This window comes from Cognatundibacterium aquatile (assembly GCF_014699135.1).
In the GTDB taxonomy this organism is placed as follows: domain Bacteria; phylum Pseudomonadota; class Gammaproteobacteria; order Burkholderiales; family Burkholderiaceae_D; genus Undibacterium; species Undibacterium aquatile.
In genome coordinates this window covers 90,272-107,040 of the sequence record NZ_JACOFT010000004.1, presented here as the reverse complement: position 1 = coordinate 107,040, position 16,769 = coordinate 90,272, and the positions used below count along the sequence as shown (strand labels likewise).

Here is a 16,769-nt window from a genome sequence, read left to right as displayed (position 1 = left end):
GAGTAGATCATAAAAATGCAACGCGAAAATAAAATCTATCTCGCATCAAAAAGTCCGCGCCGCCGCGAGTTGCTCACGCAGGTCGGTATCGAATATGAATTACTCCTGCTCCGAGATATACCGCCGCGTGGTCCGGACGTGACAGAAATTGTGTTACCCGGAGAGTTACCTCACAACTACGTCAGCCGTGTGACCAAAGAAAAAGCTGAAATGGCATGGAAGGTTATACACATGCGCAAGCTGCCGGTGCGTCCCGTGTTGGCAGCAGATACCACCGTTGTGATTGATCAGAAAATACTTGGGAAACCGGCCAACCGCGACGAAGCGGTATCGATGCTCACACTACTGGCAGGAAACACCCACGAAGTATTGACCAGTATCGCGGTACAACACGAACATGGTCTTATCGCGGCAACACAAGTATCGGAAGTCAGCTTTGCGGCATTAACTGCACAGCAAATTCAGGATTATTGTGACACGCCAGAACCCTACGATAAAGCTGGTGGCTACGGTATACAAGGTGCTGCAGCGCGTTTTATTTCCCACATTAATGGCAGTTATTCTGGCATCATGGGATTACCGTTATTTGAGACTTGTCAGGTGTTACGTCAGTCTGGAATTTTTATCCCTTAATTTCTGAACTTCATGAGCGAAAATCTCCTCATTAATATTACGCCACAAGAAACCCGCGTTGCTCTGATTTTTCAGGGAGCAGTGCAAGAATTGCACATAGAAAGAACCCTATCCCGCGGCCTTGTCGGCAATATTTATCTCGGCAAAGTCGTGCGCGTCCTGCCCGGCATGCAGTCGGCTTTCATTGATATAGGTCTGGAGCGGGCGGCTTTTTTACACGTTGCCGATATCTGGGATGCACGCCCTCAGGAGGGTAGTTCGAATGCACCACTGACGCCGATAGAAAAGCTGCTGTTTGACGGCCAGGCCATCATCGTTCAGGTCATTAAAGACCCGATAGGAACGAAAGGTGCACGCCTGTCCACCCAGATCTCGATTGCCGGACGCATGCTGGTGTTTCTGCCGCAGGACACCCATATCGGCATCTCTCAGAAAATTGAAAATGAAGCAGAGCGCGAAGCATTGCGCAGTAAAGTACAAAGTCTGCAACAGGCCGATGAAAAAGGCGGATTCATTGTCAGGACGATGGCGGAAGATGCATCTGATGAAGATTTGAAAGCTGACGTCGATTACTTGCGCCGCACCTGGTCTACGATCACCCAGCTTGGCAAAACCAAGCCGCCAACGACCTTGCTGTATCAGGATCTGAATCTGGCGCAAAGAGTCTTACGCGATTTCGTCAATGAAGAAACAGAAAATATTCAAGTCGATTCGCGCGAGAATTATCTGATGCTACAAGAATTCGGCAGGCATTATATGCCTTCCGTACTACCCAAGCTGCAACACTATACGGGCGAACGTCCGCTGTTTGATTTGTATGGCGTGGAAGAAGAGATTGAACGCGCCTTAGGCCGCCGTGTTGATCTGAAATCTGGCGGTTATCTGATTGTCGATCAGACTGAAGCGATGACGACGATTGATGTGAACACCGGAAGCTTTGTCGCTGGTCGCAATTTTGACGACACGATCTTCAAAACCAATCTGGAAGCGGCACACGCGATCGCCAGACAACTGAGATTGCGTAATCTGGGGGGCATCATTATTCTCGATATCATTGATATGGAGAATGAAGAACACAAAGCTGCCGTGCTGTCTGAGTTAAACAAGGCATTGTCACGTGACCGCACCAAACTGTCTGTGTCTGGTTTTTCAGCGCTGGGGTTGGTTGAAGTCACGCGCAAACGCACCCGTGAATCACTGGCGCATGTATTGTGCGAAACCTGCCCTGCCTGCAATGGTAAAGGTCAGGTAAAAACTGCCCGCACTATTTGCTACGAAATTTTGCGCGAATTATTACGTGAAGCGAAACAATTTAATCCGCGTGAATTCCGCATCATGGCGTCGCAGGTCGTGGTCGATATGTTCCTTGAAGAAGAATCACAACATCTGGCCATGCTCGGAGACTTCATTGGCAAACCGATTTCACTGCAGGTTGAAAACGTGTTCCATCAGGAACAATACGACATCATCCTGATGTAATTTTTCTGCTTATTTTATTTCATGCAAAACCGCGATCACTGGGTTGATTACGCCAAAGGCCTGGGCATACTGTTAGTGGTGTACGGTCACGTGAGTCGCGGTGTATTCAATGCTGGCATCAAGGTCGATGCGGAACTGTTCAAGCTGATTGACAGCGTCATTTACAGCTTCCACATGCCTTTGTTCTTCTTTTTGTCGGGACTGTTTTTTTTACCGTCCTTGCAAAAATATGGCCGCACCGGATTAATCGCCGACAAACTTGACAGCGTGCTGTACCCGTATATTCTCTGGTCATTGCTACAGGGCTTTATTGAGGTTTTTTTATCCGGGTATACCACTTCTTCGACAACGACTGGCGAAGTGTTATCACTGTTCTGGCAGCCACGGGCGCAGTTCTGGTTTCTGTATGTGTTATTTGCCATTTTCGTTTTGATGGCAATGCTGTATCGCGAACGTCAGTCTTTACCCGAATGGGTATTACCTCTGGCAGCACTCGCCGCCTGGTTTTTACAGATGTTTGTGCAACTACCTTTTCCTCTGGATTTTATCAGCAGCTACCTGATTTTCTTTGTATTGGGAATGAACGCCTTGCGCTGGAAAGACGTACTGAAAAAGCAGGCACTCACAGCAACACTATGCGCTGTCGCAATTTTCACCGGACTGGAATATTTATTCCATGCCCAACTGCATCTGCTCTATACCGATAAGTCTGTACTGAATCTGGCGTTGGCAATCGCAGGAATTGCATTGATCTGCAGCACAGCGGTGTTGCTGGCGCAATGGAATCAACAGTGGATGACATGGCTGGCGATGCTGGGATACTGCTCAATGCCGATTTATCTGATGCATATCCTGACCGGCAGCGGCGTCAGGATAGTGTTAAGCAAATTACTGCATATACAAAGCGCCGCCCCACATTTAATTATCGGCAGCCTGGCAGGATTACTGATACCGGTGGCCGCGTATCAGCTTTCAAAAAATGCAGGATTGCACGGCTTACGTTATTTATTCATGCCACCAGCGGGCTTATCTTTGAAAGTGCGTTTAGCCCGGAAATAGCAAATCAAAAGCGTCCATAGCGGCAATGCGCCCTTCATCCGTAGGAACAACCCAGATTTCAACCCGACTGTCACTTGCATGAATTGCGCAGATTTCATCGCCACTCGCCGCCAGATTTTTCTCCTCATCTATCCTGACGCCAAGATATTCCAGCCCGGCACCGACCTGTTGTCGTAAGATCGCATCGTGCTCACCGATACCTCCGGTGAACGCAAATACATCGACGCCGTTCAGGCAGGCGGTTAAAGCGCCAGCTTCACGGATGACGCGATACGTAAATAAGTCTATCGCAGCTTGTGCCTGCGCCTGTCCGCTGCTGCGCAAGGTTCGCATATCTGCCGAAATACCAGAAACGCCTAACAGCCCGGATTCCTTGTACAGGGTTTTTTCCAGTTGTTTCGCATTCCATCCTGCCTGCAATAAATGCAGGATGACACCGGGATCAAGCGCGCCGCAACGGGTTCCCATCATCAGTCCGTCTAATGCAGAAAAACCCATCGTCGTCGCGACGCTACGTCCCTCTTTCATCGCACAAACGCTGGCGCCATTGCCCAGATGCGCCATCAATACACGTTGGTCAGCTTTGTCTGAATTTTGTCGCAGACGACCAGCCACATAACGGTAAGACAGCCCGTGAAAACCGTAACGGCAAATGCCCTTTTCACGTAAACTTTGCGGCAAAGCTATCGTACGTTCAGTCACAGGCATCTGTGCATGAAAACCCGTATCAAAACAGGCAATCTGCGGCACTTCGGGATAGGCTTTCTGAAACGCCAGCACACCATCCAGATTGTGCGGTTGATGCAGCGGAGCAAGCGTATTCAGCGTCCGCAGATAAGTCATGGTGTCATCATCGATCAACACTGACTCGGCATAGCGCGCACCACCATGCACTATCCTGTGTGCAACTCCGGCAATACGTATGCCTGCACTATGCTGGTCGATTAATTCCCGCAAGGCTTTGAGTACGGCAGCAAACGAGTCACCATCCGCATCGAGTTCCAGATCTTCCAGAACAAACTGCTGCCTGATGTCACCGGCATCCAGACGTATGCAAGGCTGTCCACCGGGTTCCAGCCCTTCCACGATGCCGGACATACTAGCGGCGTCTACCTGACTATCATGCAGAGGGTAAAGCGCAAACTTAATGGTTGATGAGCCAGAATTCACCGATAAAATCGCACTCATTTTCATGGCGTATTTTTTCTGTATTCATGCGCCAATAATTTGACCAGCGCTGCGGAAGCAACCCGCGCCGCTGGCCCATCAGCACGACTGGTCAGAGCAATTGGCACCCGTGCACCGAGTACCACGCCACACGTCGATGCACCGGCAAGATATTCAAACTGTTTCGCCAGCATGTTCCCGGATTCAAGATCAGGAACCATCAGAATATCTGCGTGACCAGCGACCACAGACGTAATACCTTTGATCCTCGCCGCCTCTGCAGAAATCGCATTATCAAATGCCAGTGGCCCGTCAACAATCGCACCGGTAATCTGCCGGCGATCCACCATTTTGCACAAGGCCGCTGCGTCGAGCGTCGAAGCGATTTTCGGATTCACTGTTTCGACTGCCGATAAGATCGCCACTTTCGGTTCAGCCGTTCCCAGTGCATGCGCGAGATGAATCACGTTTTGCAGAATATCGGCCTTTTCCAGCAGATCAGGGGCAATATTCAAGGCAGCATCGGTTAGTAACAACACCTTGTGATACATGGGAACATCAAGGTGAAAAACATGAGAAAGTCGGCGCTTGGTACGCAATGCAGGGCAATGGACGACAGCCCCCATCAATTCATCGGTATGCAGGCTGCCTTTCATTAAGGCTTCCACCTCACCCGCAGCTGCCATTGCAACCGCTTTTTCTGCCGCCGCATGGCTATGTGGCACATCAATCACTTCGATGCCAGAAATATCCAGTTGCGCGAGTTGGGCTACTTCATTCAGTTTGGCCAACGGTGCCACCAGCACAGGCACGATCAGTCCTTGTTTCGCCGCATCCAGTGCGCCAGCCAGAGAATCAGCATCACACGGATGAACTACCGCGCAACGTACTGCGGCCAGACTACGTACACTATCCAGCAATTTTTGCTGACGGGCACCCAGATCGAACATGGTGACAGTAGGTAAATGCGCACGCGGGCGACTGACCCGCTCAACAGGTGCAATCACCAGCGCGTTCCCGAACACCACTCGTGCACCATGCTGATTCACGATTTCACAACTCAGCGTAACGCGCTTTTTTTCATCATCTTTTGCGGCCACCGTCACCGTCGTCGTCAGCGTATCGCCGATACGCACAGGTTTTACAAAATGCAGATCCTGCTCGAGATATATTGTGCCGGGTCCCGGCAACTGCGTGCCGAGCACACTGGAAATCAGCGCCCCGCCCCACATACCATGTGCAATCACTCCGTGAAATAAAGTTTTGCCGGCATACTCCGGATCGAGATGCGCAGGATTCACATCACCTGAAATCGCCGCAAATGCCTGTATGTCTTCATTACTCAAAGTCTTGATATCACTGGCAGTCTGACCGATCTGTAATTCGTCATAGATAACATTGACTATCATGTCAGGCACATTGGTATCGCTATTCATGCGGTCATTCATAGTGGTATTCCAGAAAGAGATAAAACGTGGGAACGGAAAAAACAGAAGGATGCAAGAAATGATTAATTCACAATATGATAACCAGCATCGACATATAAAGTCTGCCCCGTCATTCCGGAAGAGGCGTCACTGACGAGAAATGCGGCAAGCTGCCCGATTTCATCCAGACTCACCAAACGCTGCAACGGGGAACGTGCCACGGCTTTGGACATCAGTGCGTCAAAATCCTGTAATCCTGATGCGGCACGGGTTGGTACCGGGCCAGGCGACATCGCATGGACACGGTGGCCGTTCTGCCCCATTTCCATCGCCAGATATCGCACCAGAGATTCCAGTGCCGCTTTGACCGGCCCCATCAGCCCGTAGTTTGCGACGGCTTCATCTGCACCCAGATAACTCATTGTGATCAGGCTTGCACTCTGGCTTAAATGCGGTTCGCATAAACGCGCCAAGCGGGCGAAAGAGTGACAGGAAATATTCATAGCCTGCAAAAACCCGGCAGCAGAACTATCTATCACCCTGCCCTGCAAATCTTCTTTCGGTGCCCATGCAATGGAATGAATAAGAAAATCGATCTGTCCGAGATGGCTGACGCTCGCATTCACCAGAAATTCGAGCGCATCGTCCTGCTCAACATTACAGACAATCAGGGGCGCCTCAAGCTCTGCCGCCAGAGGCGCAACATAAGTCTGCGCTTTCTCATTCACACAGGAAACGACCAGCGAGGCGCCCATTTTTTTTAACACCGCCGCGCAGCCATAAGCAATGCTATGCTCGTTGGCGAGGCCGATAATCAAGCCCCGCTTTCCTGCCAGTGAAAAACTGCCGCCTGTATTTATCATCTTAATTCCTGTTCTTATTCACAAGTTTTCAATCTGCGATTCAATTCAGAACTCAACTCACCCCGATTGATGAAATGAGTTTTAACCAAACTGTTTTTTGAAACGTAATATGGTCGCGCCGCTGACGATACAACCGATAACAAGAATGCCCGAAAACAAAGGCCACAATATGCTGATGCCTGCGCCTTTCATCAAAATGCCATAACTGGCATTGATGTAGTAATACAGTGGCGACACATACATTCCCCAGCGCATCAGCGTCGGCATCGCTTCGGGCGGCGTCCAGGCACCGGATAAAAACATCATCGGTGCCAGTATCAGAATCACCATCATACCGGCCTGCGCCATGTTGTTCGTCAACGTTGCAATCCAGATGCCTATACCCGCCAACGTGCTGACGTACAGAGTAGTTAAAGCAAAAAATAACAGCAGGCTACCGCTGACCGGAATAGAAAAGATCGGGACTAAGATACCGAACAAACCCAATGCTGTTCCACCCAGCAACACCGCCACCATCGCCACAATTTTAGGAATCATAATCTGCAAAGGTGACAACGGTGAGACAAGCAATTGCTCTATCGTACCGCGTTCTTTCTCCCTGACCATCGCCGCTGCCGGCAGCAACATAGAAAATAAGGTCACCACGTTGAGCAACTCTGAAATGCCCATGAACCAGGCGTCGTTCTGATTCGGATTAAACCAGACCCGGCTGTTATTGTTGATGACCGGGGCATCCAGCGCAGATAAATCAGAACTGAAACCGAGATTGCCTGCCGCCTGTTCCAGCCCATAGCGAGCCACAATCTGGGTGGCGTCAACGGCAGCTAAAAAACCCAGCACAGAATTCGACGCATCAATCTGCAATTGCACAGAAGTGTTATCGCCGCGCGTCAGCGCTGCGCCAAAACCCGGAGGAATATCCAACACAGCCATCGCTTTGCCATCATCAAGCAACTGCTGCCCTTGCTTTGCATGATCGATCGCACCTGCCCAGCGAAACTCCGGCGGCATAAAGCGTCCGGCGAGTTCGCGTGATGCGGCGCTGCGATCAAGATCAAACAACACCAATGCCGCATTATTCAACTGAAACGAGACGCCGGACGCCGCGTTATAAATATCCGCCGAGAATGCATACAGCACAAACACCAGCAATACAGGATCACGTAAGAGTTGCAATAACTCTTTCCAGATCATCGCCTGCAAACGACTCCACCAGACCCGGTCAAACAGAAATATCATGTCAGTTTCCTCATCGCTCAATTATCCGGACGTTTGTGAAACGCCAGAAATCCGGCGGTAAATAAGGCTGCCGCATAGAGAGTCAGTATCAGCAAATCCATCCACAAAGCGGCAAAACCAACGCCTTTCAGAAAACTGCCTATCGTAATTTCAGCGTAATACATCCCGGGTAAAAGATGTGCAATCACCGCGGCAATGGCCGATAACGATGGAATCGGAATAATCATTCCCGAGTACAGTACCGCTGGTACCACGGTCACGATAGCAGTCCCCACCATCGCCGCCACCTGCGTATTCACCATCACCGATACCAGCAAACCGATACCCGTCGTGCAGATCACATACAGTATCGTGGAGATAAGGAAGAACAAGGGATCACCTTTAAATGGCGCGCCAAATAACAGCAGCGCAAATCCGCTCAGTGCACAGGCATTGACGATAGAAATACCTACATACGGCAGCAATTTGCCGATCAGATATTCGCCACGGGATAAGGTGGAGGAATAGACGTTATAGATGGCTCCAGACTCTTTTTCCCTGACCACCCCCAGCGCGGTCAGAAATGGCGGTGATAGCATCAGAATCACCATGATTAATTTCGGTGCGACCGACCAGATGCTTTTGACTTCCTGATTGTAGAGGTAACGTGTTTCCAGTTTGACCGGTTGCAAACTGCTGCGTATTTTTTCCTGACTGATACCGGTCATTGCAGAAAAATGTGCCGATAAATTTTCCACATTGATCGCCGCGTTGATTGCCGTCACATAGCCTTTGGTGGTCAAAGCGCGGAACGGAAACGTACCGTCTATCCAGGTCTGTACTTCCGCAGAGCGCCCCGCTTTCAGATTTTGTCCGAACTGCGGCGGAATCACGATCACCGCCCGCAAGGTATTATCGATGACGAGTTTTTCCACCTCTTTCTCATGTCTGGCATAACCTTGAAATGAGAAATAACGGGAATCTGTAAAACGATGTGCATAGTCACGCGAAGTAACAGACTGATCGTAATCGACTATCGCCAGCGGAATATTTTCCACATCCAGCGACAAGCCATAACCGAACAAGAGCATCAGCAGAGACGGTACAAAAAAAGCTAATGCAAAAAACAGCCGGTCACGAACGATTTCGCGCCACTCTTTAAATGCGACCACCCGGATACGGCGCAGATTCATATTTTTTCTCCTCTGGCTTTCGCATCTTCCGCTTCAAGGCGAGTCACGATATGCACGAACACATCTTCCATCGCCAGACGTTTCGGTGACACTTTCAGCACTCCTGTATCCGCAATCACATCCGCCATCTGACGCAACGCCTGTTCATCGTCAGGCATCAGCACATGGACTCGCGAACCAAACAACGCCGCACTTGAATAACCTGCGGCCTGCAAACGATCCAAAGCCGCCTGCGCATCGCCGGTCTGAATTTCATAGAGTTTGCCAGCCTCTTTTTCTACATCGGCTTTTAACTGATCGGGGGAAGCATCGGCGACGATACGCCCGGCATACATCAACGCCAGGTGATCACAATGTTCGGCTTCCGACATGTAATGCGTCGTCACCAGTATCGTCACATTCTCTTCCCGCGAGAGGCGGAACAGCACATCCCAGAATGCGCGTCGTCCCATAGGATCAACGCCCGAGGTTGGTTCATCCAGAAACAATACTTGTGGCCGGTGTATCAGCGCGCATCCCAGCGCCAGCCGTTGCCGCAAGCCCATGGGCAAACTGGCGGCCAGTGCTTTACCAAACGGGCGCAAACCTGCCATGTCAAGTATCCAATCCATGCGCGCTGCTGTTTGTTGCCGGGTCAGGCCATAAATACCGGCATATAAGCGAATGTTTTCCAGCACCGATAAATCCAGATACAGCGAGAATGCCTGCGACATATAGCCAATGCGCTCACGTATCTGGCGTCCTGCCGTGCGCATGTCTGCACCGGCAACCCGCCCTTTGCCATCGGTCTGACTCAGTATTCCCGTCAGCATTTTGATGACGGTGCTTTTTCCGGCACCATTCGCGCCCAACAAACCAAATATCTCGCCTTGCGGCACCTGAAAACTGACCTGGTCAACGGCTTTAAATTCACCAAAAGTCCGACTCAGATTCACTGCTTCAATTGCCAGGCCATTGTCTGGATGTCGTTGCGCGGCAGGTTGTGCTGCGCTGTTTTTTTCGTCTTTCCCGGCCAGATCTTTTTTTCTCAGTAAGGCGATGAATACGTCTTCCAACTCAGGTTCCAGCACCTCGGTCCGCTGCTGCGGTATGCCTTGCAGGCAAGACGCCACTTCAGCTTTTGCTGACGCAGGATCTGGCTGATCGACAAAAATTCGCATGTCTTGCCCGAGCACTTCCAACTGTGGGAACGTCTGCGTCAGACGATGTACCGCCGCCACCTGTTGCGAGGCATCAGCGCAGACACTGCTGACAATAGCGCCTTGCGCAAGCATCCTGATCTTTTCCGGTTCTCCTGATGCCAGAATTTTTCCGGCATGCATCAAAGAAACGCGATGAAAACGGCTGGCCTCATCCATGTATGCCGTTGATACCAGCGCGGTGATTCCCTTTTCCTTCAGCAAGCGCGAGAGTATGCTCCAGAATTCACGTCGGGATACTGGATCAACCCCCGTCGTCGGCTCATCCAGAATGACCAGTTTAGGCTCATGTATCAGGGTACAAACCAGACCCAGCTTTTGTTTCATGCCGCCGGAAAGATTCTTCATCGGGCGGTCACGGAAACGCTCAAGCCGGGTGCTGCGTAACAATGCTTCCTTGCGCGTACGCAGTTCTTCACGGCTCAGCAGACGCAAGCCGCCAAAGTAATCGATATTTTCTTCTACCGATAAATCGCCATATAAATTCTGTCCCAGCCCTTGCGGCATCAGACCAATGCGGTCTTTGATCTGCTCGCTGGATTTTTCAGAATTAATCAGGCAGCCGAATACCCGTAAGTCACCACCGTCATGGGCAAGCACACCGGCAACGGCTTTGAGTAAACTGCTTTTACCCGCACCATCCGGCCCTATCAGACCGTAAATTTCGCCTGCCTGTACCTGCAGACTGATGCCATCCATGGCAACGGTATCGCCATACCGTTTAGTCAGCTCGCGCGCATCCACCACCGGTGCGGACGATGCAGACGGTGCAGCAACGCTATCCGCGTCTGACTGTTGATCAGGTTTCATTGCCGCAGACAAGTTCATTTCCAGCGTGGCTTTTGCCAGGTGATATTCTCTTTCCAGCGTATAACAGCATCGGCTGGAATTCCCGGCATCAGCTTATGGTCAGGATTTTTTGCAATCGCCAGTTTGACGGCATACACCAGTTTCACGCGCTCATCCGTGGTCTGCACTTCTTTCGGGGTGAATTCAGCACGTGAGGAAATATAACTGACGGTCGCTTCATAAAACTGATCCGGTTGTGCATCCGTGTAGATACGCACTGGTAAGCCCAGACGCAACTGGCCGATTTTTGATTCTGGCACATAGACTTTTAAATGCAACTGATCCAGATTCACCATTTCAACGACTGCGCCACCAGGTAAAACCACTTCGCCCGGTTCCCGCAAACGCGTCAATACGATGCCGCTTGCAGGCGACTTGATCACCAGATCGCCAAGCACAGAATCGGCTTCCGCCACTGCAGCGGCCGCTCTGTCGCGTTGCGCCCGTAAGGCTTCAACTTCCTGTTGTCTGGCTTTGACCTTATCTGTTCCCAGCCCTGCCTGAGATAAGCCTTGCTGCGCGCGTTTCACTGCTTCCTGTGAGGCTTTCACATCCGATTGCGCAACCTGCCATGCGAGATCAGCCTGCTCATACCGGTGACGTTCGATGACACCACGCTCAAACAATTCTTTGTGTCTTTGTGCATCGCGCCGCGCCTGCTGTTCAACCGCGCTGGCCTTAGCGAGCGTCGCCTGTGCCTGACTGACGCCAGCATCAGCAACACTGACGCCCATCGGCACTTCCCGTTGTGCAATATCTAAATTCGCTTGTGCTGCTTTCAATTGCGCATCGGTCGCATTCAGTGCCTGCCTGGCCTGCTCAGCTTTCGCCTGAAAACTGGTGTCTTCCAGTTGCGCGACAACCGTACCAGCCGCCACGGTGTCACCTTCTCTGGCGAATATTTTATTGATGCGGCCCGGATATTTTGCGGCAGCGACGATACGATCACCTTCAATGCGGCCGCTGGCAGCGATCAGCCCTTCAGGTAGTTTCCGGCTGCTGGCAAGATAATAAAAAAATCCAACGCCAATCACGATGGCGGCAACGCCCAACAATGCAGGGCCGATAAACTTACGATTTTTTTCCATCTGTATTCTCACATTGATAAAGGGGGACGCAAGGCAGAAACAAGCCAGCGTACGCTTGATGTGCACGGCGACTGCTCGCGATCAGGTGCTGAGTGAACGGTGACTGATGTGTAGTCATATCAAAGCTGTCCGGCAGCATGTTGTAATTGCAGACGCGCAAAGGCTCTGTCGTACAAGGCATTATCCCGGTTCGAGTAAGCCTGCAAACGACGGGTTTCTGCATCCAGCACATCGCTGTTCGGCGCAAGGCCTGAGCGATAACGTTCACGCGCCAGCAGTAAGGTTTCATCGGCCTGTTCGACTGCCTTAGAAACCAGTTGCATGCGGGCGTTCGCCTCTTGTTGAGACAACCAGGACTGGCGCACCTGCAAGGCGATCTTTTCCCGGACATCAAGTTCAGCTTCGCGCACAGCCTGTGCATTGACTGCAAGTTGTGATGCCTGATTCCGGATCAGCCCGCCGTCAAACAACTCCCATTTCATCACAACGCCAACCCACCACGCTTTATCTTCGGCCAGATAGCGATTTTCCAGTTTGCTATAGCCTGCACTGACGCCGATTTGCGGCAAATGCCCGGCACGTACACTGGCAGCCTGATTTTGCAATGCCGAACTTTGCATCGTCAGTTCCTGCAATTCTTTACGCTGGGTATTGGCGGTCTGTAATAAGGTATTCAGATCACTTTCAGCCGGTGTCTGACCTGCCAGACCAATATCGACCAACTCCACCGTCTGATCGTATGGGCGCCCCATCCAGCGGTTGTACGCGGCACGCGACAGTTCCAGCGCATTCGCTGCCTGCAAGCCGAGTTGCTGCGCATTTGCAAGGGCAACCTGAGAAGCCAGTAAATCATGTTTAGCCACGTAACCTTGCAGGAACAATTCCTGCACGTCGCTGACATGCTTACTCACCGCGCTGATATGGCTTTTCGCAACCTCGTTCGCGTGTTCCGCCCGCAGCACGGCAATATACGACTGCGCTATCGCCAGTTTTAACTCGCTACGGGTCAGCTTGGTGCGTGCTTCGCTGGCATCGGCCTGCGCCCGTGCAGCAGCCACCCCGGATGAAATTTTCCCGCTGGTGTACAGCGGTGCGGACACCGTCACGCCGCCAAAATAGGCAGAATCCTGTGCAAATGGCAGACTGGCGCCTTTCAGCATCGGCAAAGCAGGAATATTAATCTTGGCCGCAGGCTCCGATTCTGTTCTTAAATAACCAGCTTCGACAGCGAGCTTAGGCAAGTAATTCGCCTGCGCGGAGCTGAGCTGATGTTGCGCTGCCTGCTCTTTGTATTGCGCAGAGGCCAGCACATGATCACGCTTGAGAGCGATATCCCATGCCTGCTCCAGCGATTCTGCGGCATATGCCGTGCCACTCAGAGTCAACAAATGCAGGCAAAACAAACTGACGGGTAACCATAGGATTTTTCGAGGGTGACTGTTTTTTTTCACGCCGCCTTGTTTTAGCGGGCAAGTGCATAATGGCAGTCGATGAAGATTGAAAACAAAGTTTTTCATATTAGCACCAGACATTAGTCATCGCAGTGTATTGATAATGTTGCACAATCGAATTGATTCGCATCAATTCACCCCCTTTTGAAGTTTGTGACAATCGGAACTACCGCTAAAGGAAAGTCAGATGAGTACAAATAAGCCCCTTCAGGATACGATAACATCCCTGCCCGCAAATAAGGAACATCACGACCAGATTTGTTATCTGACCGGAGAAGAAGCCCCCGTCAATCCTATGGATATGGCGCTGCAAAATCACATCGCGAAACTGACAGGCGGGATTTCGCCTGCCAGTGTCAATCTGGCGTGGGCTGACTGGGCTATGCATCTGGCGACCACGCCAGGCAAGCAAATGGAACTGGTCGGACTGCTGCAAAAGCAAGCAGCCGAATGGCCCGCATTTATGCGTGCAGCAACGCTCAGTCCTAACGCAGCGACACCGGCAACTAGCACGGCCGAGGCGATAAAGTACAGCGTCCCTGCCAGTACATCGGACACACGCTTTTCCCATACCGGCTGGACGCAGTGGCCATTTAACGCAATGTCGAAAGCGTTTCTGCAAACACAGGATTTTTGGAATACCGCGACGACCGGTATACGTGGCGTCACGGCGCATCATGAAGACGTCGTCAACTTCATGGCCAGACAGCTATTGGATATGAGCTCACCGTCGAATATTCCCTGGATTAATCCGGAAGTTCTGGAAGCAACGCAGCAGAGCGGTGGTAAAAATATCCTGTCCGGGTTCACGCACTGGTTGGAAGACGTTGGCGTCAGTCTGCCGACCAATGAAGATAAAGAAAACGATGAGGAGCAAGCTCCATTCAAACCGGGACGGGACGTCGCCGTCACACCGGGCAAAGTCGTGTTCCGCAACCACCTGATTGAACTGATTCAGTATTCTCCGCAAACGCCAAAGGTTTATGCAGAACCCATTTTCATTGTTCCCTCCTGGATCATGAAATATTACATTCTGGATCTGTCACCACATAATTCCATGGTGCGCTTTCTGGTTGAGCAGGGTCATACCGTCTTCATGATTTCCTGGCGTAACCCCGGTCGTGACGATCGCGATCTCGGTATGGATGATTATCTCGACAGCGGTTTATTTGCGGCATTAAAAGAAGTTCACAGCATTTGCAAAAAGCCGTTGCACGCGGTCGGTTACTGTCTCGGTGGCACCTTGCTCGCCATCGGTGCTGCCGCGATGGCCGGGCAAAAAATTCATGGCGAAAAACCATTCGCCAGCATGGTCAGCAGCATTACTTTGCTCGCGGCACAGACCGATTTCAGTGAACCAGGCGAACTCGGATTATTTATCGATGAAAGCCAGTTAGCCATGCTGGACGCCCTGATGTGGAAACAAGGCTATCTCGATGGCAAACAAATGGCTGGTTCGTTCCAGTTACTGAATTCCCGCGATCTGATCTGGTCAAAAATCATGCGCGACTATCAGTTAGGGCTGCGCAATAAGCCGAATGATCTGATGTCATGGAATGCTGATACAACCCGTATGCCCTATCGTATGCACAGCGAATACTTAAAACACCTGTTCCTGCATAATGATCTGGCAAAGGGGCATTACGAAGTGCACCAACACGCTGTCGCACTGAAAGACATACAAATACCGATGTTTGTCGTGGGAACCGTGAAAGACCATGTTTCACCTTGGCGCTCTGTTTACAAAATTCATGTACTGACCGATACCAGCATCGACTTTGTACTTGCCTCGGGCGGTCATAATGCGGGCATTGTTTCAGAGCCGGGTCATGCCCATCGCAGCTATCAGTTTATGCCAAGCAAGGGACATGGCGCCAGCTATGAAGATCCTGATGTCTGGCTGAAGGAAGCTAAAACAGAACAAGGATCGTGGTGGACTTACTGGCAGCAATGGCTGGCCAGACATTCATCGGCAACGCAAATCAAAGCCCTGCAGCCGCGCAACGATGCGGATCTGGGAGCGGCACCGGGACAATATATTTTTGAAACCTGAAAACGACGGAGTCGCCGTCAAATAACTCCCGATAAAAAAAAGAGGCAGGTAAAACCTGCCTCTTTTTTCGATCAACGCCCACAATTATTCGTGTACAGCCGTCATTGCTTATGCGGCATTACGTCTGAATAGATGTCTGAGCTTTTCCGCTACATTCACAACCACCAAAACGAGCGCACCGGCAACAATACCAAACAGCATATCGAGTACCGAAGGGGCTACCGCTGCGATCACACCGCCCACCAGCGGCAGATCGGCTCCGCCTTGCGCGATATTCTGTATCAGATCATGCATCGCGTGAATGCCATGCGTGAGTATGCCGCCACCAACCATGAACATGGCGATAGTACCGATCACCGTCAGAGATTTCATCAGCCGTGGCGCAAATGCCAGCAAGCCATTACCAGTCACTTGCAGCAAACTCCGCACAATGCCAGTTGCATTTCTGCGCTTCAGATATAAACCAACATCGTCCAGTTTCACTATCGCGGCCACCAGACCATAAACACCAATCGTCATGATCACTGCAATCATGGCTAATACGGTCACTTGCGAGGAAAACGGAGCAGACGCTACGGTTCCCAGAGTAATGATGATGATTTCGGCACTCAGAACAAAATCCGTGCGCACAGCACCTTTGATTTTTTCTTTTTCAAACGCCATGATGCTTGCGTCATCATGGGCGACGGCCGCCAGTAACTGCTCGTGCTCGCTGCTGACTTCTTCTACGCTGTGCAGATACTTATGCGCCAGCTTTTCAAATCCCTCAAAACATAAATACGCGCCACCCAGCATTAACAAAGGTGTCACCGCCCAAGGGGCGAGCGCATTAAGCAATAGCGCCAGCGGCACCAGTATCACTTTATTTTTCATCGAACCAAGCGCGACCGCCCAGACCACCGGCAATTCACGATTCGCGCGTACCCCTGCGACCTGCTCAGCATTCAGGGCAAGATCGTCTCCCAGTACACCGGTAGTCTTTTTTGCGGCGATTTTGGTCATCGCTGCCACATCATCCAGCACCGTCGCAATATCATCAAACAGTGCGAGTAGACTTCCTCCGGCCATAATGCCCTTCCTCTTAAATTTA

13 protein-coding genes are annotated in these 16,769 nt (G+C 51.2%); 4 read left to right on the top strand and 9 right to left on the bottom strand.

Features of this window, described 5'->3' with window-relative positions; genetic code table 11:
* The first annotated feature begins 15 nt into the window (after nt 1-15).
* From H8K26_RS12150 to H8K26_RS12140, 3 genes are read left to right on the top strand one after another with little or no spacing between them, the layout of a single operon-like run.
* Nucleotides 16-633: a Maf family protein gene (locus tag H8K26_RS12150; RefSeq protein WP_190479855.1), complete on the top strand. Its 618-nt coding sequence runs from the start codon at nt 16-18 to the stop codon at nt 631-633.
* 12 nt (nt 634-645) lie between these two features.
* On the top strand, nt 646-2,112 hold the full coding sequence (gene rng / locus H8K26_RS12145) for a ribonuclease G (RefSeq protein ID WP_186885078.1): 1,467 nt from the start codon (nt 646-648) through the stop codon (nt 2,110-2,112).
* Nucleotides 2,113-2,133: 21 nt separating this feature from the next.
* Nucleotides 2,134-3,171, top strand: coding sequence for an acyltransferase family protein (locus H8K26_RS12140; protein WP_190479853.1), 1,038 nt, complete (start codon nt 2,134-2,136; stop codon nt 3,169-3,171).
* Here the strand turns inward: H8K26_RS12140 and H8K26_RS12135 are convergent.
* The 8 genes from H8K26_RS12135 to H8K26_RS12100 form a co-directional block, all read right to left on the bottom strand.
* Nucleotides 3,157-4,365: an acetate/propionate family kinase gene (locus tag H8K26_RS12135; RefSeq protein ID WP_223827002.1), complete on the bottom strand. Its 1,209-nt coding sequence runs from the start codon at nt 4,363-4,365 to the stop codon at nt 3,157-3,159. The genes H8K26_RS12140 and H8K26_RS12135 overlap by 15 nt on opposite strands.
* On the bottom strand, nt 4,362-5,786 hold the full coding sequence (locus H8K26_RS12130) for a bifunctional enoyl-CoA hydratase/phosphate acetyltransferase (protein ID WP_223827001.1): 1,425 nt from the start codon (nt 5,784-5,786) through the stop codon (nt 4,362-4,364). Before H8K26_RS12130 ends, H8K26_RS12135 begins: the two co-directional genes overlap by 4 nt.
* Before the next feature lie 62 nt (nt 5,787-5,848).
* Nucleotides 5,849-6,628 (bottom strand): enoyl-ACP reductase FabI, encoded by a 780-nt coding sequence (fabI, locus tag H8K26_RS12125; RefSeq protein WP_190479851.1) that lies wholly within the window; start codon nt 6,626-6,628, stop codon nt 5,849-5,851.
* Between the two features lie 81 nt (nt 6,629-6,709).
* Nucleotides 6,710-7,867 carry an ABC transporter permease gene (locus tag H8K26_RS12120; RefSeq protein WP_190479849.1) on the bottom strand — a complete coding sequence of 386 codons (1,158 nt, stop codon included), beginning with the start codon at nt 7,865-7,867 and terminating at the stop codon, nt 6,710-6,712.
* Nucleotides 7,868-7,884: 17 nt separating this feature from the next.
* Nucleotides 7,885-9,039: an ABC transporter permease gene (locus tag H8K26_RS12115; protein WP_186885074.1), complete on the bottom strand. Its 1,155-nt coding sequence runs from the start codon at nt 9,037-9,039 to the stop codon at nt 7,885-7,887.
* On the bottom strand, nt 9,036-11,048 hold the full coding sequence (locus H8K26_RS12110; protein WP_190479847.1) for an ATP-binding cassette domain-containing protein: 2,013 nt from the start codon (nt 11,046-11,048) through the stop codon (nt 9,036-9,038). Before H8K26_RS12110 ends, H8K26_RS12115 begins: the two co-directional genes overlap by 4 nt.
* A gap of 14 nt (nt 11,049-11,062) precedes the next feature.
* Nucleotides 11,063-12,175, bottom strand: coding sequence for an HlyD family secretion protein (locus H8K26_RS12105; protein WP_190479845.1), 1,113 nt, complete (start codon nt 12,173-12,175; stop codon nt 11,063-11,065).
* 119 nt (nt 12,176-12,294) lie between these two features.
* On the bottom strand, nt 12,295-13,626 hold the full coding sequence (locus tag H8K26_RS12100; protein ID WP_190479843.1) for a TolC family protein: 1,332 nt from the start codon (nt 13,624-13,626) through the stop codon (nt 12,295-12,297).
* A gap of 187 nt (nt 13,627-13,813) precedes the next feature.
* Between H8K26_RS12100 and H8K26_RS12095 the strand changes: the two genes are divergently transcribed.
* On the top strand, nt 13,814-15,679 hold the full coding sequence (locus H8K26_RS12095) for a PHA/PHB synthase family protein (RefSeq protein ID WP_190479841.1): 1,866 nt from the start codon (nt 13,814-13,816) through the stop codon (nt 15,677-15,679).
* Between the two features lie 108 nt (nt 15,680-15,787).
* On the opposite strand, the gene H8K26_RS12090 is transcribed toward H8K26_RS12095, so the two are convergent.
* Nucleotides 15,788-16,747, bottom strand: a complete 960-nt coding sequence (locus H8K26_RS12090; protein WP_190479839.1) for a DUF808 domain-containing protein — start codon at nt 16,745-16,747, stop codon at nt 15,788-15,790.
* Nucleotides 16,748-16,769: the final 22 nt, after the last annotated feature.